This is a genomic window from Pseudoalteromonas shioyasakiensis (genome assembly GCA_013391845.1).
In the GTDB taxonomy this organism is placed as follows: Bacteria; Pseudomonadota; Gammaproteobacteria; order Enterobacterales; family Alteromonadaceae; genus Pseudoalteromonas; species Pseudoalteromonas apostichopi.
Window position 1 is genome coordinate 2,116,267 of sequence record CP058414.1, and the last position, 19,903, is coordinate 2,136,169.

16 protein-coding genes and 1 pseudogene are annotated in these 19,903 nt (G+C 41.2%); 3 read left to right on the forward strand and 14 right to left on the reverse strand.

What is annotated here, in order from left to right; genetic code table 11:
• Positions 1-33: 33 nt before the first annotated feature.
• From HYD28_09690 to ccoN, 8 genes are all read right to left on the reverse strand, one after another.
• The gene (locus HYD28_09690; GenBank protein QLE09195.1) at positions 34-705 is read right to left on the reverse strand and encodes a sulfite exporter TauE/SafE family protein; all 672 of its coding nucleotides are present in this window, start codon (positions 703-705) and stop codon (positions 34-36) included.
• A complete protein-coding gene (gene ccoS, locus HYD28_09695; GenBank protein ID QLE09196.1) occupies positions 698-865 on the reverse strand; it encodes a cbb3-type cytochrome oxidase assembly protein CcoS in 168 nt (55 codons plus the stop codon). The genes HYD28_09690 and ccoS overlap by 8 nt, the downstream gene beginning before the upstream one ends.
• A complete protein-coding gene (gene cadA, locus HYD28_09700; protein QLE09197.1) occupies positions 862-3,237 on the reverse strand; it encodes a cadmium-translocating P-type ATPase in 2,376 nt (791 codons plus the stop codon). Before cadA ends, ccoS begins: the two co-directional genes overlap by 4 nt.
• Positions 3,238-3,246: 9 nt before the next feature.
• Entirely contained in the window at positions 3,247-3,738 is a 492-nt protein-coding gene (locus tag HYD28_09705; GenBank protein QLE09198.1) for a FixH family protein, read from the reverse strand.
• A gap of 149 nt (positions 3,739-3,887) precedes the next feature.
• Complete coding sequence (gene ccoP, locus HYD28_09710; GenBank protein ID QLE09199.1) at positions 3,888-4,853, reverse strand: cytochrome-c oxidase, cbb3-type subunit III; 966 nt, start codon at positions 4,851-4,853, stop codon at positions 3,888-3,890.
• Complete coding sequence (locus HYD28_09715) at positions 4,850-5,035, reverse strand: cbb3-type cytochrome c oxidase subunit 3 (GenBank protein QLE09200.1); 186 nt, start codon at positions 5,033-5,035, stop codon at positions 4,850-4,852. The genes ccoP and HYD28_09715 overlap by 4 nt, the downstream gene beginning before the upstream one ends.
• A gap of 5 nt (positions 5,036-5,040) precedes the next feature.
• Entirely contained in the window at positions 5,041-5,715 is a 675-nt protein-coding gene (ccoO, locus tag HYD28_09720; GenBank protein QLE09201.1) for a cytochrome-c oxidase, cbb3-type subunit II, read from the reverse strand.
• 12 nt (positions 5,716-5,727) lie between these two features.
• Positions 5,728-7,161 (reverse strand): cytochrome-c oxidase, cbb3-type subunit I, encoded by a 1,434-nt coding sequence (gene ccoN / locus HYD28_09725; GenBank protein QLE09202.1) that lies wholly within the window; start codon positions 7,159-7,161, stop codon positions 5,728-5,730.
• A gap of 345 nt (positions 7,162-7,506) precedes the next feature.
• Here ccoN and HYD28_09730 point away from each other — a divergent pair, with 345 nt between their 5' ends.
• The 3 genes and pseudogenes from HYD28_09730 (at position 7,507) to HYD28_09740 (ending at position 12,604) form a co-directional block, all read left to right on the forward strand.
• Positions 7,507-7,926 (forward strand): hypothetical protein, encoded by a 420-nt coding sequence (locus tag HYD28_09730; GenBank protein QLE09203.1) that lies wholly within the window; start codon positions 7,507-7,509, stop codon positions 7,924-7,926.
• 591 nt (positions 7,927-8,517) lie between these two features.
• Positions 8,518-11,110: pseudogene (locus HYD28_09735) on the forward strand (TonB-dependent receptor).
• A gap of 108 nt (positions 11,111-11,218) precedes the next feature.
• A complete protein-coding gene (locus HYD28_09740) occupies positions 11,219-12,604 on the forward strand; it encodes a hypothetical protein (protein ID QLE09204.1) in 1,386 nt (461 codons plus the stop codon).
• Positions 12,605-12,644: 40 nt separating this feature from the next.
• Here the strand turns inward: HYD28_09740 and HYD28_09745 are convergent, their stop codons facing one another.
• The 6 genes from HYD28_09745 to HYD28_09770 all read right to left on the reverse strand — a co-directional run bounded on the left by HYD28_09745 (position 12,645) and on the right by HYD28_09770 (position 19,878).
• Entirely contained in the window at positions 12,645-12,908 is a 264-nt protein-coding gene (locus HYD28_09745; protein QLE09205.1) for a DUF3862 domain-containing protein, read from the reverse strand.
• 11 nt (positions 12,909-12,919) lie between these two features.
• Positions 12,920-13,753 (reverse strand): peptidoglycan binding protein CsiV, encoded by an 834-nt coding sequence (locus tag HYD28_09750; protein QLE09206.1) that lies wholly within the window; start codon positions 13,751-13,753, stop codon positions 12,920-12,922.
• Positions 13,753-17,226: a transcription-repair coupling factor gene (gene mfd / locus HYD28_09755; GenBank protein QLE09207.1), complete on the reverse strand. Its 3,474-nt coding sequence runs from the start codon at positions 17,224-17,226 to the stop codon at positions 13,753-13,755. The genes HYD28_09750 and mfd overlap by 1 nt, the downstream gene beginning before the upstream one ends.
• 29 nt (positions 17,227-17,255) lie before the next feature.
• Entirely contained in the window at positions 17,256-18,149 is an 894-nt protein-coding gene (locus HYD28_09760) for a carbon-nitrogen hydrolase (GenBank protein QLE09208.1), read from the reverse strand.
• Positions 18,142-19,200: an agmatine deiminase family protein gene (locus HYD28_09765; GenBank protein QLE09209.1), complete on the reverse strand. Its 1,059-nt coding sequence runs from the start codon at positions 19,198-19,200 to the stop codon at positions 18,142-18,144. Before HYD28_09765 ends, HYD28_09760 begins: the two co-directional genes overlap by 8 nt.
• An 84-nt stretch (positions 19,201-19,284) precedes the next feature.
• Positions 19,285-19,878, reverse strand: a complete 594-nt coding sequence (locus HYD28_09770) for a PilZ domain-containing protein (GenBank protein QLE09210.1) — start codon at positions 19,876-19,878, stop codon at positions 19,285-19,287.
• Between the last annotated feature and the right edge of the window lie 25 nt (positions 19,879-19,903).

Here is a 19,903-nt window from a genome sequence, read left to right on the forward strand (position 1 = left end):
AAATCCATTCAAATAAGTTAACAACCGCTAAGATTAATGAATTAGCTTATCGGTTGCTATAATTAATAAGTATATACCGTACCATATTATTACGCTGCCTAGAATAACCCTAATCCAAACATGGTTGAAAATAGTGTTTATTTTTTGACTGACTAGACCAATACTAATCATTGCAGGAAATGTCCCTAAGGCAAAAAATAACATTACCCCAGCACCGTGAAGGGCAGAAGGGCTGGTAAGTGCCCAAGTTAGTGCCGAATAAACTAATCCACACGGCAGCCATCCCCATAAAGCGCCATACAACAGGGCCTTTGGCGTTGTATCGACAGGTAGTAAATAACGATTCAGTTTAGATAAATGCTGCCATACTAGCGTTTTTCCTAATTTTTCTAGCCACTGTAGGGTGGGCGCTAGGCGCATGATATAAATCCCAACAAGTAGCATAAAAATACCACTTAGAAACGATAAACCTACTGAGATAGAGGTATTTTGTGCAGCGAAGCGACTACTAATACCGGCTACTAGAGCACCGGCAAGCATGTAACTGAGCGCTCTGCCAAGGTTATAAGCAACAGAAAAGCGAACTGCACGATTTTTGCTAGCGGCAAGTTGTAAACTACTGGAAATACCACCACACATAGCCAGACAGTGACCACTGCCTAACAAGCCCATTACAAATGCACTAATAAACTGCGGATCAATCATTACTTTTGTTGTGCTGCTCTTTATCGTCTTCAAACAGGATACTGTGGCCCTGTTTGTTTAAATCAGAAAATTGTTCGCTTTTTACAGCCCAAAAGAACACACCAATAGCAATTAGCACAAATAAAATGGCAATTGGGATGAGGATGTAGATGATACTCATAGTTTTAATAACCTTAATGAGTTGGTAATAACCAAAATGGAGCTTGCAGACATACCAATAACGGCCATCCAAGGAGCTACAAGTCCTAGTGCTGCAAGTGGTAAAATCGAACCATTGTAAATAAGTGATAATGCCAAGTTTTGCTTAACAATACGGCGAGTCTTCTTCGAGACAGTAAGCAAATGTTCAATGGCGGTTAGATCACTATTGAGTAATACCACATCGGCACTATTTTTGGAAATATCGGCGCCAGTTTCCATCGCAATAGATAAATGGGCACTTGCAAATACCGGGCTATCATTCACACCATCACCAACCATAGCAACAATGGCACCTTTGCTAGCCAATGCTTCAACATGGGTTTGTTTGTCACGAGGGCTACATGCTGCATGTACAGTATCTAAATTTAACTGCTTAGCAATTTGCTCACCACTGTTTGAAGCATCACCAGTTAACATATGACACTTGAGCTGCTGTGAATGCAGTTTAGTAATCAATTTTTCTGCGTTGTTACGTAAGCTATCGGCTAGGTAAAAGCGCGCAACTACTTGTTTATTGATATACAAGGTTGCTTGAGCATCTGCTTTATCAGTATCGAACCAGCCACTTTTACCTATCGCATAGTGCTGATTATTAAGTTCCGCTGTAATGCCTTTACCCGGTTCGATTGTAACATTCTCAATTGGGTTCACTGTATCGTTGAAACCAGCGAACGCATTAGCAATCGGGTGCTCAGAGAAACTTTCAAGTTGCGCTGCTAGTCGCAATGCGTCAGCTTCACTATACTGGCTGTTTACTAGTTCAACTCGCTCTATAGTGAAACGACCTTGGGTAAGGGTGCCTGTTTTATCAAAGGCAATATCGGTTAGTTGCGGTAGCGTTTCTAATACATGGGCTTGTTTAATTAAAATACCACGCTTTGTCAGGCTTGCTACTGCACACGTAAGGGCGGTAGGAATCGCTAAGCTCAGTGCGCAAGGGCATGTTGCAACAAGCACCGAAATAGTAATCCAAAAAGCATGCTCAGGGTCTATTTGATACCAGCCAATCGCTGTAATTGACGCAAACACTAATAAACACGCTACAAACCACTGAGCCACCTTATCAGTTATTTCAACTAATCTTGGGCGTTTAGTTAAAGCTGTGTGTTGTAACTTTATAATTTGATTAAGTAAGGTATTTTGACCGATTTTGTTGATCTCAATACGGATCACACCATCGTGGTTAATAGTCCCTGCGTATACTTGATGGTTAATAAACTTATTAACTGGCTGATGCTCACCTGTCATCATGGCTTCATCAACAGTTGTTTGACCTTGTATAACGATACCGTCAGCAGGAATCGTTTCGCCTGCTTTAATTAATACAACATCACCAAGTCTTAGCTTTTTAGCCGCAATAATTGATTCTTGATTGTTTTCATCGATGATACGGGCTGTAAGGGGCAGTAACTTTTGCAAGTTAGCAGTAAACTCACTGGCTTTTAAGCGAGCTCTAAATTCTAAATATTTACCTAGTAATAATAAAAAGGTAAACATACAGATAGATTCAAAATAAACTTCGCCAACAGACATTAAAGTGGCATAACAACTTGCCCCATAAGCACCAAAAATTGCTAAAGATACGGGTAGGTCCATATTTAGCTGTTTTGCTTTTAAACCATTAATCGCATTAGTTAAGAATGGTAGGGCACTATAGAGAATTACCGGTGAAGCAAGCACAAGGCTTATCCAGCGGAAATACTGTTCGAAGTTTTCTTCCATGCCCGAGAACATGCCAAAATACATGGCAAAAGCGAACATCATTACTTGCATGGTCATTAGACCCGCAACACCTAAACGGCGGATATAGGCTTTAGCAGCTTGCTGTTTTTGACTGGCCTCAAGGTCTGCCTGAAACGGATAAGCTTTATAGCCGATTTCGTGTAATGAGGTAATAATTTGGCTAAGCGGAGTAACCGATTTATCCCATTGGATCATGGCACGGTTGGTCGATGTATTTACATCAACGCGTTTTATCGCTTTTAGATTGAGTAATTGTTTTTCGATTAACCACGCACAAGCAGCACAGGTTATGCCTTCAACCGTTAGTAGCACCTCGGATAAATTATTAGAGGCAGAAATAAACTCGTCTTGAATATCTTCGTTATCGTAACTTTTGATCAACTCGAGTTGCTCTGGAACAAGTTGTTCAACTTTACCAGAGCGTACGGTTCTAAATTTATAGTAATCGGTCATGCCTTGGGCGACGATATTTTCTGCAACCGTTTGGCAACCAATACAACACATAGGTTGTGCCTTACCGTCTATTTCGACAGTCGCATTAAAGCCTTTTGGCACACTTTCAAGACAATGAAAGCAATTATCGGACATTAGAGTTTACTACTTATATTCAGGGCTAATCGAAATTGTTTTATCAGTTGGTAAAATGATGTCTTCTTTGAGTTTCCAACTGTTATCTATTGGTTCAATAAACACTGTATATGCGCCGTCAACATGAGCGTCGAGTAGGGCTGTAAAATCGCCATGGGCGTTTTTCATTAAGCTCACATCAAAGTCATTTGCCTTAATGGTGCGGTGATAAAATGACATTTTTAAAGAGTGGACATTGCTTGCATCACCTTTAGTGAAGGTGAATGCAACTTTGTCGTTAGTAACATTTAAATCGCCATGTAAATAAAGCGCTTTTGCTTTATTAAATTTGCTGAGTTCAAGGTTAATTGCTTTACCTTTTTTATAGTAATCATCAACAACCATATCTGGGCCGTTACCAATTGCCATATAAATAAGACCAGCGCAGCCAATGATCGCTGCAAGAGGAAAAGAGATTAAAAACCATGGCCAAAAGTTTTTATACCAAGGAGTGGGTTTCATAGTACTTATACCTTTAAAAACGTTGTAAGCATTTTATCGGATTTAAAAGCAAAAGACTAAAAAAAAGCCTCTAGATAGAGGCTTTTTTGATCTTAATTAATCTATTGAATTAAATGATTAATTGTTTATACATTTTTTTAACCGCGTGGTTATTTATCTTGCGATAAGCTGTAAACGTAAGCAGTTAGTAGGTGTACTTTCTCTTCACCTAAAATGTCTTTCCATGCTGGCATTACACCTGCGCGGCCATTGGTTAGTGTTTCTTCAACAGCACGTTTTGAACCACCATATAACCAGATGTTATCTGTTAGATTAGGTGCACCAAATGGTAAGTTGTGTGCAACCGAACCTTTACCGTCAGCACCGTGACACGCAGCACACATTGCAAACTTAGCAGCACCTGCAGCAGCGTCTTTTTGGTTAACTGTACGGCCTGAAAGGCTAAGTACGTGAGCAGTCATTTCTTTAATGCCTTGCTCGCCAAGCGCATCACCCCATGGTGGCATCGCAGCTACACGACCATAAAGAAGTGTTTCTTTGATTTTGTCTGGTGTGCCACCATATAACCAATCGTTATCCGTTAGGTTAGGGAAGCCTTGACCACCACGTGCATCTGAACCATGACATTGTGCACAGTTTTGTGAGAACAAACGTTGACCAATCTCAAGCGCTTTTTCATCTTTAACTAGTGTTTCAATATCTTGTTTTGCAAATGACTCAAAGATTGGGCCAAAACGCTCATCAGCGGCAATAAATTCTTGGTCTAATTGAACGTTCTCACCATTAGCTAATGCTTGTTCAGTCGCTTCTTTAGACTCAGCTAGAGAAGTAATACCTTGGTTAGAACTTGTCCATTTACCTAAACCTTCCCAGTTACCTAAACCAGGGTAGGCTGCAAGATAGTATACAGACCAAATAAATGTTGCGAAGAACATGTAAGTCCACCATTTTGGAAGTGGGTTATTTAGTTCTTCAATGCCGTCAAACTCGTGACCACAGCTTTCGCCTTCTTTAACACCTGTGTAGTTTTTCAAGTTCCACAGAAGTAGGCCGAAGATGATAGCAAGACACGCTAGGGTTAATACAATAACCCATATACTCCAAAAGCTAGTCATTTCTCAGACTCCTTTTCCTCGTTAGAGATTGTGTTGTTGTGTTTTTTTTCATCTTCAAATATGGCATTAGCAGCGTCATCAAATCGGCTTTTGCTACGCTTGCTGTATGCCCATACAACAATCACAATAAACAGTACTAAAATTACCAGAGTCAAAATGCCTCTGTATGTTCCGTAATCCATAATAATTACTTCAAGTGTGTGCCAAGCTGTTGTAAGTAAGCGATTAGAGCTTGCATTTCAGTTGCGCCTTTACCATCGTTCATGGCTTCGATTTTCGCAATGTCAGCTTGTAGCTCTTCGTCACTACCATAACCTTTACCGTCGTAACGGTCGCTAGCTTTGTCAATTCCGAAACTATCACGGAATATTTGAAGCTTTTTAAGTGTATGGGTCGTATCGACTCTGTTTTCGTCTAACCAAGGAAACGCTGGCATGTTTGACTCAGGAACCACTGCACGTGGATCCATTAAGTGAGCATGGTGCCAATCGTCTGAGTAACGCTCACCAACACGAGCTAGGTCAGGACCAGTACGTTTAGAACCCCATTGGAATGGGTGATCCCATACTGACTCACCAGCTACAGAGTAGTGACCATAACGCTCAACCTCGTCACGGAAAGGGCGAATCATTTGTGAGTGACAGTTGTAACAACCTTCACGCACGTAGATGTCACGGCCTTCCATTTCTAATGCTGTAAGAGGGCGTAGGCCATCAACAGGTTTAGTCGTATCATCTTGGAACATTAGTGGAGTAATCTCAACTAGTGCACCAAAGCTGATTGCAAAGACAGTCAAGATAGCCATAAGGCCAACGTTCTTTTCGACTATTTCGTGTTTGTTTTGTGAATTATTATTGCTCATCGTGCTACTCCATTATGCCAATTGTGCGTCAGCGTCTAGTTGAAGCGAATCTTTCTTCGCAGCAATAGTACGATAAACGTTGTAAGCCATAATTAGCATACCTGTTACGATGAATACACCGCCTAGGAAACGCATTACATAGAACGGATACGAAGCTTCTAATGACTGTACAAAGCTGTACATTAACGTACCGTCTGAGTTTACTGCACGCCACATTAGACCTTGCATAACACCTGAGATCCACATTGCTACGATGTATAAAACAACACCAACAGTGTGTAACCAGAAGTGCGTGTTAACTAGTTTAACACTGTACATACGGCCTTGTGAGAATAGTGCAGGGATTAGGTGATAGATAGCACCGATAGAAATCATTGCAACCCAACCTAGTGCACCTGAGTGTACGTGACCTACAGTCCAGTCAGTGTAGTGAGAAAGCGCGTTTACTGACTTGATAGCCATCATTGGGCCTTCGAACGTAGACATACCGTAGAAAGATAGAGAAACAACTAAGAAACGTAGTACTGGGTCAGTACGTAGTTTATGCCATGCACCTGATAACGTCATGATACCGTTGATCATACCACCCCAAGATGGAACGAATAGGATAACTGACATAACCATACCTAAGCTTTGCGTCCAATCTGGAAGCGCAGTGTAATGTAGGTGGTGAGGACCTGCCCAGATGTACAAAGAAACAAGAGCCCAGAAGTGAACTACCGATAGACGGTATGAATAAACAGGGCGGCCTGCTTGTTTTGGTACGAAGTAGTACATCATACCTAAGAAACCAGCAGTTAATAAGAAACCAACAGCGTTGTGACCGTACCACCACTGAACCATTGCATCTACAGCACCTGCGTAGATAGAGTATGATTTAGTTAGTGAAACTGGAATTGCCATGCTGTTTACAATGTGTAAAACGGCAACAGTAATGATGAAACCAGCGTAGAACCAGTTCGCAACATAGATGTGCGATACTTTACGCTTGATTAACGTACCAAAGAATACAACTGCGTAAGTCACCCAAACAACGGCGATAAGAATATCGATTGGCCATTCAAGTTCTGCGTATTCTTTAGAGCTTGTGATACCTAATGGTAAGGTAATCGCTGCTAGTACGATAACAAGTTGCCAACCCCAGAAGGTGAAGGCTGCTAGTTTATCTGAGAAAAGGCGCGTTTGACATGTACGTTGTACGACGTAATAAGACGTCGCAAAAAGTGCACTTGTACCAAATGCGAAAATTACTGCGTTCGTGTGTAACGGACGTAGTCGAGAGTAAGTTAACCATGGTGTATCAAAGTTAAGTGCTGGCCAAGCTAATTGGGCAGCAATCAGAACCCCAACACTCATGCCAACGATGCCCCAAATCACTGTCATAATAGCGAATTGGCGTACAACTTTATAATTGTACTCAGTTTGTGATGCTACTGTTTGGCTCATTTTCTGGCTTCCGCTGCAATTAATGCGTTTTAGAAATGAATTACCCACTTTATTAAAAGTGGGGCCTACTATTACTTCACAAGCGTGTTACCTAAAGCCAACTTAGAGGTGCTAGCTTCAGAAAACAAACTCGAGAAACCCTTATTTTTGCGATGGAAATGATAAAATTTTTGACCTTAAAAAGATAGGTCAATTGCATAAAATTATGACATCAATCAAATTTTAGCGCTTTGTTGGTTATTTTTTGTCAGAGTTTGTATTTTTATTAGCTTATTCCATCTAGCATGGTTGTCTTTTCGCGGGTAGCTAATTAGTATCCGCTTTTATTTTATACAGGCAAATAGAGTGCGAACTAGTTTATTCACCGTGTTCCTTTTTAGTGTATTTTTAGCTGCATGTGATAGCCAAAGTATAGAAGAGGACAGCACAAGTACAAGTTGTGAGAACAATCGTCATTGTTATTACCCAAATAATGCAGAAGCTTGGCTGAGTAACCCAGACATCAGCCCGGAAACGCCTTTTGCAATTAACTTAAAGCTGCCAAACGGGGCCAAAAATCTAGCTGCAAAACTTGAAGGTGTCACTATGTATATGGGATTCATCCCACTACAGTTTAAACGCAAAGGGCAGGTTTGGGTTGCTGACACTATGGTCGGAGCGTGTTCTGAACCTGTTATGACTTGGAAAATGACGCTTACTTATAATACTGTTGATAATCAGCCTCGTACTTTGTTTTATTATTTCGATTCAATTCAAACTCGCTAACACCAACCGCTATTTTTATTACTCACAGCTTCGAATTTCGCTGAAGCTGTGAGTAACGTCATTACCTTGTCATTTATTTATACTTTAATGCTCTTCATTAAACGTATTTTTATACGTTAGTTTCAAACTGATGGAACAAAAGTAAAAAATCATCCTCTAATTCACTGTTTAACAGGCTAACTTTGTCTATTTAGTTAATTTTAGTGAATAAGTATGGTTAGCAGTCTTACCAAGCTTTTACGGTTTTTATAACGTGGTGTGATCAACTTGTAAAAATTTCATTTGTAGCACTAATTGGGCTTTAGTTACACTTGATTACAAAGTGCGTGCAATTGATTTCAATCATGTTTTTTTTGCTACTAAAGAATCTTACCTTTCTGATATAGAAGTGTTTTTTTCTGTTAACATTGATACATCATGAAACCTTATTACCTTAAATGGGTCCGTCATTTTTGTGGTGTTTTTTATTTAATCTTCCATTCAGTTTTCGTTCAGTTAACTAAGCCTAAGTTGCCCTCCGCTGACTCGTGATTCTAATAATAACGAGCGCTACCTGATTAAAGGTAAATTTCCAACAAGTAGGGTTTTCACATGAAAAAATCAATTCTTGGTTTAGCTGTTGTTTCAGCAATCCCAATGTTTTCAAGCATGCAAGTTTTAGCTGCTGATGATGCAGCAGAGTCTATTGAAAAAATTCAAGTTACAGGTTCTCGCATTAAGCGTACCGATATGGAGACGTCTAGTCCTGTAACTTTAATCGGCGCAGATGACATCAAAGCAATGGGTGCATCAAGCATCGATGGCGTTCTACAAAAAATGACTGCAGCAAGCGGTGCGATGACTAACCCTGCTGTTAACAACGGTTCAGGCGGTAACGCACGTGTTGACCTACGTGGTTTAGGCGCACAACGTACTCTAGTACTAGTTAATGGTCGTCGTATGATCAACTCTGGTACTGGTGCAGCATCTACTGTTGACTTAAACACAATCCCAGTATCAATGATTAAGCAAGTTGAAGTACTAAAAGACGGCGCATCTGCTGTATACGGTACTGACGCGGTAGCTGGTGTTGTTAACATCATCTTAAAAGACGACTTCGAAGGTCTAGACATGAACCTTAACGGTGCTATCACTGGTGAAGGCGATGCAGACGAAACGTCTTTCGATATCACAATGGGTTCAAGCTTTGACCGTGGTAACGTTGTAATTGGTTTACAATACACTGACCGTGGCGATGCTTCTCAAGCAGACCGTGATTTCTCTGATTGTCCAATCGAAGAAGATTACGATAACGGTAGCTTCTACTGTGGTGGTTCTTCTTACACGCCTTTCGGTCACGTTTGGGCTGAAAATGCAAGCTTACAAGGTCAAGCAGACGGCGAGTGGCACGACTTCACTTCAGCAGGTGATGCTTACAACTACTCAGCAACAAGCTACCTTTACACGCCAATGCGTCGTTTAAACCTAACAGGTATCGGCCACTTTGACGTAACTGATGAAACGCGTTTAGTTTCTGAGTTCACTTACTCTAAGCGTTGGTCAACTCAACAAATGGCTCCACAGCCAGTATGGTTTGACTTCACTTATGATGCAGAAACAATGGGTGATTCACTTCTTTCTCACGGTGTAGCTGACGGTGAAGACATCTCTTACGGTCGTCGTATGACTGATGTTGGTCCTCGTGGTTATGAGCAAGTTGTTGACACAGTTTCGCGCAGTAATCGGTCTTGACGGTGCATTCGACAATGGTTGGGGCTGGGATACTTCAGTAGTATTCGGTCGTAACGACTCAGTTGACCGCGCAACTAACCTACTAAACATGGGTTCAATCCAAGACGCAATCGAAGAGGGTGACTTTAATCCACTTGATCAAGCTGATTGGTCAGGTAGCAACCTTGCACAGTACAACTACACTGAAAACAATTCAGGTGGTAGCCAATTATTAGTTCTTTCTGCTGGCCTTAACGGTGAAGTAATGGAACTTCCTGCTGGTTACGTTGGTTTCGCTGCTGGTATCGAGCGTCGTGAAGAAAAAGCATGGTACGTTCCAGATTCACTAACTTCACAAGGTCTTGCAAATGACCCACGTGTTGAGCCAACTGGTGGTCGTTTTGACGTAAACGAAGCTTACGTAGAATTCGCTGTTCCACTTCTAGCTGATGCACCATTTGCACAAATGGTTGACTTAAGCGCTGCTGTTCGTGCATTCGATTACAGCACATTTGGTTCAGATGAGACTTGGAAACTTGGTCTAACTTGGCGTGTAAATGACGAACTAATGCTACGTGCTGTTCGTTCAACTGCATTCCGTGCTCCTACAGTATCTGAGCTTTACCAAGGTAAATCACCTTCATTCGAACAAGTAAACTTCCCTGGTGCACAAGACCAAGCTGAAGTAACTGTTGGTGGTAACGACCAATTAACTCCAGAGCTTGCTGATACAGTAACAGCTGGTTTCGTATACGCTCCAGAGTGGTTAGATGGTTTCTCAATGACTGTTGACTACTACGAAATTGAAATCGAAAACTCAATTTCAAGCGTAAACAACCAATACATCGTTGAAAACTGTCTTGATGCTTCTACGGGCGCATACAAGAACCAAGATACTGCACTATGTCAGTCTTCTGCAATCAACTTCAACCAAAGCACTGGTCGCATTAGCTTCAATAACCAATTACAAAACATTGGTAACGAATCTACTAAAGGTTACGACGTAAACTTCAAGTATGCATTTGAAGCTGCAGGTCTTAACTGGCGCACAGGTCTTGATGTAACTATCCTTGATGAGTACATCGTTGATTCAGGCACAAGCACAATCGATTACACAGGTCTTGTAACTTCAGGTATCGGTAGCTACGCGAAAGTTAAGTCTAACTTCACTCTTAACGCGTCTGGCGACAACTGGGATGCACAATACCAAGCACGTATGATCGACGGCTTAGACAGCTATGCATGTCTTGCTGACGATAGCGAATGTCTAGTACCAAGTGTTGGTACTGTTGTATACCACGACATCAGTGGTTCATACATCCTGAACGACACAGTGTCATTCTCTGCAGGTGTTAACAACTTATTCGATAAGCAAGCACCTTACTACTCAGGTAACAATGACTCAAACACTGACCCGTACACATACGATGTACTAGGTCGTCGTTTCTTCGCTGGTATGAACGTTAAGTTCTAATCTAGTTTGAAATGATTACTAAGGCCCAGTTTTTACTGGGCCTTTTTTATTGTCTGAAAGTATATCAACGCGTAAACTATAAGGGTACTTTTAACAAACGAGGCGATATTGCTTAAACAAGACGAGAACTTATCTTTTATTATCGAGCCTGAGCTTAAACCACGCACAGAGCAACGACTCGACCTATATTTCTCCATTCCGAATGAAATGAGTGTTAATCCACAAACACTGAGTGAAGAATCATTCTTTAATAACAATTTTAAATCGCATCTTGCGTATAACGCTAACAACATTCACTTACCCTTAGTGAGAAGTCGCTTTGTTAGTAAAAACAAAGGTGAACAGCAAGATTATCGGCAAAACTTAAACTTGTATTGTTATCAAGTTCGACTAGCACTGAATGCCGATATTAAAGACACCCTAAAACACCAAGAAGCCGAAGAGTTTTATCCTGCCGCTATCGAATTGTGCGAGCAAACCAAAGGCTTGTTGAAAAAGCTAAGGCGCTATACCCCAGATGATGAAAAGCTACTGCCGTTTTATAAAAACGCCGATAACTACTTAAGTTGGCATGTAGAGCAGTCATTTTTGAAACTACTAGATGAAGGGCCGCGCAGTAGTGATTTTGCAAAAGAGCGCAGCGAGCTTTTAGAGTTTTGTAAAGCAGAAAACAGTTACCGAGAAGAACAAGAGTATAACTCGCAATCAACACTTGAAGATGCAAATCGTATCACTAATAAAATGCGTTTATTACAACGTTTAATTGAGCATGGGGTAGTGCTTACTCGTAGCACCCGTCATTTAAACAGTTATTTAAAACGTATGGTAAAGGGTACTGTAACTGCTGTGATCATGGCATTTGTGATGTTAGTTGTATTAAATGCACGTTCAAATTTTACCGAAGTAACAGCGACGTTGATTTTGATCTTAGGTGTGATTTATGGTCTTCGTGAAATATTCAAAGAAGATATTACACGGGTGATCTGGCGAGCGATTGTTAGAGGCCGACCAAAGTGGCGCTTTCAGTTTAAAAACAGTATTACTAAAGAGAAGATCGCAAGCCAATACATTTGGCTTGAATACACAAGCTTTAAACGTATTCCGAAAGCTGTGAGAAAAATCTTTTCTAAGCGCCGGCATCAAAATAAACAGGCTGCACAGTGGCTACATTTTGCAAGTGAAACACATGTCAGTGCCAAGGCGTTTTTACCCGGATATGATACGCTTCAACAAACCATGCAATTTAGCTTGGCACCGTTTGCTCGCTACTTAAAGCGAGGCGAAGGTAAGCTCTATCATCTTGATAGCAATAAAATCTCTAAGAAAGCGGTAGAGAGGCGTTATCAATTAAATGTTGTATTAGTGTTTACCCATAGCGAAGACGAGACTTTGTATCAGCGTTACAAGATTACGTTAAATCGCAGCAAGATTGTCAATATTGAGCGGATTTACTCGCAAACTGACATTTTGAAAGAAAAGATAAATGATGAATGATGAATGATGAAAAAGGGTGGCCTTGGCCACCCACTAGGGTTTATTTAGCGTCTAAACCTGTTTTGCTGTAAAGCGATACTTTGTCTGATACTAGGGTAATTTCAATGTTTTTGTCTTTGTTACCCCAAATACAGTTAGTGTGTAGTGTTTTTTCTTCACACTTATCAGCAGAGCCTAAAATAGCTTCAACTTCAGTTTTATCCATGCCAATTTCAATTTTTTCGTAGTTTTCTAGACTTACTTTTGAACAGCCAGCTAAAGTAAGTGCCGCAGCAGCTGCTGCAATTGCCATATATTTTTTCATAATTGTATCCATTAATGGTTGTAGCGTCTTATTTGCAAGATCATACCCATACGAGGGTGATCAAAATAATGTATCTCGTTACTGATCACACGTTTAAATTGTGAAAAACGTGCTTTTTCATAATCACCGTTTTCTAGACGCTGACTAATATCAAAATCTGCATTTATAAATAGGTAGTGACGAACATAAATTTTCATTAAACCGTCTAATTCCCACTCTGGCACGTTTTGTAGCTGGTCGGGAATAAAACGTTCAGTAGGATCGATCAAACTGATAAAATCGTTATTTTCATTTTCAAGTGATCTTGTGTTTTTTGCTAAGTGTTCTCCAGCAAATAAGCGGATGCTTGGTGCACTTCTTTCACTCATTTCAGGAAAACGCCATCCTGTATGCAAAATAGGAGATAAGCCCTTTTTATCAAGCTGGTCTTTTTGATCAACAAACTGTAATTGCTCTGGTGCAATTAGATATATTTCGTCAGTATCTTCACGCGGTTCAACAACGGGTGTAACAGGCAGTTGATTATAACTAGCTAAAAAATCAACACTGTCATCACACACATTAGAATGAGGGTTGGTATTGACTAAAGAGTCGGTAAACGAATCAGAGCGAAAGCGGTTATCACCTTCAATACAAGCCTGTTTCGCTTGTGCTGTGTACGCAGGAGATAATATATCTTTGCTACGCTTAGCCTTGATTTCATCGTGTTTTAGACTGAAATCTTCTTGTAAGTAGGGAGCTGGGCGCTGTTTATAAATAAGAACTTCAATTTCAAACCAACGTGTTGCATATGATGAGCTTGTAAATAAGCAACAAAGCAATATTAAACTATTTCTAAACAACATTAATGGCTAACCTTTTTCTCAAAATCTGCAATCATTGCAGTGACCATTTTTAAGCGTTCACGAGCGTTGGCTTCGCTAATTGCAAAGCGCAGTTTGTTTGCGCCATCCATTTTATACACCTGCGGTGCACTTTGTATCAAACCAATGATGAAGCTAGGGTTAACCTTTGTATGCTGGCTAAACTCAAAATAGCCACCTTTCGGGTTTGCTTCAATCTTCTTAATGCCAAGATTACTTGCTTGTAGTTTTAATTGCTGCAAACTGAATAAGTTTTTCGTAGCATCAGGCAGTAGGCCAAAACGGTCAATCAACTCTACTTGTAATTCGTCCATGTCATTGAGATTAGCACAGCTTGCAATGCGTTTATAGATACCTAATCGCGCATTTACATCATGAATATAATCATCGGGTAATAATGCAGGTAGCTTTAAGTCAACTTCAGTTTGCTGGCCAAGTAAGTTCTCTAGGGTTGGCTCTTTGCCTTCTTTTAGCGAGTTTACAGCTTGCTCAAGCATCTCCATATACAAGCTAAAGCCAATGGTTTGCATTTGACCTGATTGATCGTCACCTAGCAGCTCACCGGCACCCCTAATTTCTAAGTCGTGAGTTGCGAGCGCAAAACCTGCACCCAGGTCTTCCAGAGACTCAATCGCTTCTAATCGTTTAACGGCATCTTTACTCAGTGATTTAGGGTTACCAGTCAGGAGGTATGCATAGGCTTGATGGTGGCTGCGGCCAACACGACCACGTAACTGATGCAGCTGCGCAAGGCCAAGCTTATCTGCTCTATCCATAATAATGGTGTTTGCAGTGGGTACATCGATACCGGTTTCGATAATAGTGGTACACACAATCACGTTATATTTTTGGTGATAAAAATCACTCATAATTTGCTCAAGCTCACGCTCGCGCATTTGGCCATGTGCTGTTGTTACGCTAGCTTCAGGAACCCATTCACTTATTTCTTCAGCAACTCGGTCGATAGTTTCAACATTATTATGTAAGAAATACACCTGACCACCGCGTTTAATTTCACGCAGAATTGCTTCGCGAATAAGTTCTGCATCTCTTTGTCTAACAAAGGTTTTAACCGCTAAACGTTTCGCAGGCGGTGTGGCTATGATTGACAGGTCACGCATACCACTCATTGCCATGTTTAATGTACGTGGAATAGGGGTCGCAGTGAGTGTTAAAATATCGACATCGGCACGTAATGCTTTGATTTTCTCTTTTTGACGCACACCAAAACGGTGCTCTTCATCAACAATCAATAAACCAAGATCTTTAAATTGAATATCTTGTTGGATCAGTTTATGAGTACCAATAACAATATCTAATTTACCCTCAGCCATTTTTTCAAGCGTGTCTTTTTGCTCTTTTGTTGAGTTGAAGCGTGATAAAACGCCAACTTCAATAGGTAAATCGGCAAAACGGTCTTTAAAGTTTTCATAATGTTGCTGAGCAAGCAGTGTCGTTGGCACAAGTACAGCAACTTGCTTGTTATCATTTACGGCAACAAAAGCAGCCCGCATGGCCACTTCTGTTTTACCAAAGCCTACGTCACCACATACTAAACGATCCATTGCCTGTTTACTTTGCATATCTCCAAGCACAGATTCAATGGCATTACGTTGATCATCGGTTTCTTCAAATGGGAAGCTGTCGCTAAACTGACGGTAAGCACTGCCATCAAGCTTAAACTTATTACCTGGTTTAGCTTGGCGTTTAGCGTAAATGTCTAATAATTCTGCGGCGACATCACGAACTTTTTCAGCGGCACGTTTCTTGGCTTTTTCCCATGCATCGGAGCCCAATTTATGGAGCGGGGCAGAGGCCTCTTCGCCACCAGAATAACGGCTAAGCATATGTAACGCAGAAACAGGTACGTATAGTTTTGCCTCGTTGGCGTAGATGATCGTAACAAACTCAGTAATTACACCGGCAGCATCAATTGTTTCAAGCCCTTGGTAGCGGCCTACACCATGATCAAGGTGAACAATTGGCTGGCCTTCACGCAGTTCAGCAAGATTACGAATAAGTGCATCTTGGCTGGCTTCGTATTTATGTTTACGACGTCTACGTTGCGATACTTTAATGCCTAATAATTCTTGTTCAGTGATAATGGTTAAACGCGGTTTACCGTCTAACACCACACTTTGTTCAAGTGGCGATACTATTAAGCCAACATCACTAGCACTATTTGTAAAATCGCTGAAAGACTCGAATTCTTTGAGCTTTAAACCACTTGGTTTTAATAGTGTCAGTAAAGATTCGCGACGTCCGTCAGATTCAACCGACAGCAGTACGCGGCCTTTTTGTTTTTTCTCACTAGCAACATAGTTAATTAAACCTTGGTAAGGCTCATGTAGCTTATGATCTATACGTACGTTTGGTAGCTCTTTACTGGCAAGGTTTGTATGGCCTGCTTTAGTGCCTAGTTTCGCTTGAGATAAACGAATACGTGCGTATTTACCAAACTCACCAAAGAGTTCATTAACGCTTTGATATAGTTTTACAGGTTCAAGTAAAGGCCTAAGTGGATCAACACGGCGGTTTTCATAGCGAACATTTACATCATGCCAAAATTGATCAGCAGCATGTTCAATATCGCCAAAATGCATAAACGTCGTATTGCTAGGTAAGTAATCGAATATAGTTGCCAATTCATCAAAGAACAGAGGCATATAATATTCTATACCGGCAGGCCATGTACCTTTGGTGACCTGCATATAAATTGAGTCTTGCTCAGAGCTTGCGCCAAATTGCTCACGATAATTGATACGAAAACGCTCAATGTCAGAGTCGTTAGTTGGAAACTCATGAGCTGGTAATAGCTCAATTTTGTCTACTTTTTCATCTGAACGCTGGCTTTCAACATCAAATAAACGAATGCTGTCGAGCTCATCATCAAAAAAGTCTAAACGGAATGGGTGAGGGCTACCCATAGGATACAAGTCAACGATAGAGCCACGGATAGCATATTCACCATGCTCCATCACTTGTTGTACATGCAAATAGCCTGCTTGTTCAAGATTTTCACGTAGAGTGTGCGTATCTAAGGTATCACCCACTTTAAAGTTAAGGGTTGACCCATAAATAAATGATGCTGGCGCTGTACGAAGCATCAAAGTTGATACAGGTACGATTAAAACACTTTGTTGTTCTTTTTTTAATGTGTTTAACGTGGCTAAGCGTGCAGAAATAATATCTTGGTGTGGTGAAAAATGATCATAAGGCAGCGTTTCCCAGTCAGGAAAGACCATGACTGGGTTTTCAGGCAATAGAAATTCTAACTCAGTTTCAAGGCGTAGGGCGCTTGGCGTATCTGGGGTGACTATCACAACCAGCTCGTTGTGTTGTTTTACACCTTCTGCGATGGCGATGCTAAGTCCGCTACCAGTAAGTTGTCCCCATTGAATTTTATCTTTCTCAGATTTTACCCAAGGCAATGCTGCCCATTGCGCAAACGCCATTTACTACTCCTTTAAACTGTTTTTACTGCTTAGTCTCGATAAATCTTAGTTAGGTCTTGATAGTGGTCGATACGACGATCACGAAGGTAAGGCCAAATTCGACGTATGTTTTCACTACGTGCTTGGTCTAATTCAACAACTAACAATTGCTCATCGCTGTTGTTAGCCTCGGCTAGAATCTCACCCTGTGGGCCCGCGATAAAAGAGTTACCCCAAAACTGAATACCTTCGCTTTGGCCGCTTGGATCACTTTCGTGGCCAACACGGTTACAGCTGATCACAGGCACGCCATTGGCAACGGCATGAGCGCGTTGTGAAATAACCCACGCGTCTTTTTGACGTGTTTGTTCGTCTTTCTCATCGCGAGGGTCCCAGCCAATCGCAGTTGGGTAAATTAAAATCTCAGCCCCCGACATTGCCATTAATCGTGCGGCTTCAGGAAACCATTGATCCCAGCACACTAATACGCCTAATTTACCAACAGACGTTTGAATAGGCTGAAAACCTAAATCACCGGGTGTGAAGTAAAATTTCTCGTAAAAGCCAGGATCATCAGGAATATGCATTTTGCGGTATTTACCGGCAATGCTGCCGTCAGTTTCAAGCACCACAGCGGTATTGTGGTAAAGACCTGTCGCACGTTTTTCGAATAATGATGACACAATCACCACATTCAACTCTTTGGCAAGTGCGCCTAAGGTATCTGTACTTGGGCCCGGAATTGTTTCTGCTAAATCAAAAACGTCTACATCTTCGGTTTGGCAAAAATATAAACTACGGTGTAGCTCTTGAAGAACAATAAGCTTAGCGCCTTGGCTTGCTGCATCGCGTATACCTGCAATCGATTTTGCCATATTGTCTTGAGCATTATCGGTGTTTGATTGCTGAACAAGAGCAACCTTTAAATGCGTTGGTTTAGTCATTGTTTGTTCCTGCTAAAAAGCCGCGCGGTAATTGCATTGTAATACAGTGTAAGCTGCCAAATTGGTGAATAATTGGCAGGCAATTAATACCAACAACAGTGTGGTCTGGGTATGCTTTGGCAACCTGACCAAGTGCAAGTTGGTCGTTTTCGTCACCATAAATTGGCACTAAAACGGTTTTATTGATGATTAAATAATTAGCGTATGTGGCTGGTAGTCGCTCACCGTCTTCATTGAATACCGCTTTTGGCCAAGGTAAGGCAATAAGCTCATAGCTTTCACCGTTAGCGGTTTTAAATGATTGCAGTTGCTTTTCCATGGCATCAAGGGCAGCAAAATGTTCATCATTTTTATCATCACACTGCACATAAACTAGGGTGTTGTTTGGTGCAAAACGTACCAGCGTATCAATATGGCTATCGGTATCATCACCAGCAAGATAACCGTGATCAACCCAAAGGAAAGAAGTAGCCCCTAGTTGGTCAACAAGCGTTTGTTCTATATCCGCTTTTGTAAGTTCTGGGTTACGATTTGGGTTTAATAAGCATTCGCTGGTTGTGAGTATCACGCCGTGTTCATTAATTTCAACGCCGCCACCTTCAAGAACCAGCTCACTTTGCTGATAAGCATTTTTAGGATTAGCGACTTGCTTTACAAGCACTTGATTAATTTGGTTATCGAGATCACTTGCAAATTTATTGCCCCAGCCATTAAAAATAAAATCCATCACTTTTAATTGGGTTGCGTCATCAATATTCGCGCAGGTCAATGGGCCATGGTCACGTGCCCAGGTATCGTTACACGGTGTCACCACAAAGTGAATGCGACTTGCATCGACATCAGCTTTTGCAAGTAAAGCTGCAATATGTGTTTTTAGGGCATTATCATGGGCCACGATAACAACATCTTGTTGTTGGCTAATTGCTTGGCAAAGCGCTACATACACAGGCTCAACAGCGGTTAAATTTGCTGCCCAATCAGTGTCTAGATGAGGCCAAGTGAGCATAACGGCATCTTGCTCAGCCCATTCAGGTAAAAGTCTAAATTTCATGAAGGTAATAAACAAACTAAGGTGGGGCTAGTTTAGCATTTTAGCCATAGATGTCAGCTTTTTGTGCGCGATAAAGCGCGATTTTTAACTATCTTGCGGATTGTTTTCTTGTTGACGTTTTTTTAGTTGGCGTGTTTGTGCGTGTAAGGCCGCTCGAACGACTAAATCTTGGTCAGCATCACGAATAGCAGTAAACAATAACGTGTATTGATATTTATCATCATCGCATTTTTCAATCGCCACTAATTCGGTGTAGCAATAAATAGCTGACGCCTCATGTTGTAAAAACAACTTAGTGCGAAATGTTTGACCTAATTCATAGACCTCAGATGAGGTAAGCTTTACACCACCACCGCCGTAACTGTCGCAATAGTTTGCGTTATCGTCTGGTTGCTCAGAGGCTAAGATATGACTCATGATTAAATCGATTTTACGAGACTGCGCCTGTAAAAACGCTGCTAATTCTTGTGCAACATCACCTAGATTACGTAGTGGTCGTAAGCTCGTTTGCTCAAGCTCATTTACTTCGTTGGCAAGTTTGAATAAAGCAGGAATATCGGCCTCGAGCTCAGCATTGGTTGTTGGCACAGCACTTGGTTCAACCGGGTACAAATTGACACGGTTGCTCTCGTTAATTTGAAAAAATTGTTCAAATTCGGCTAATTTTTGATTATTCATGCTGCACTCCACACATCTTTCCTTA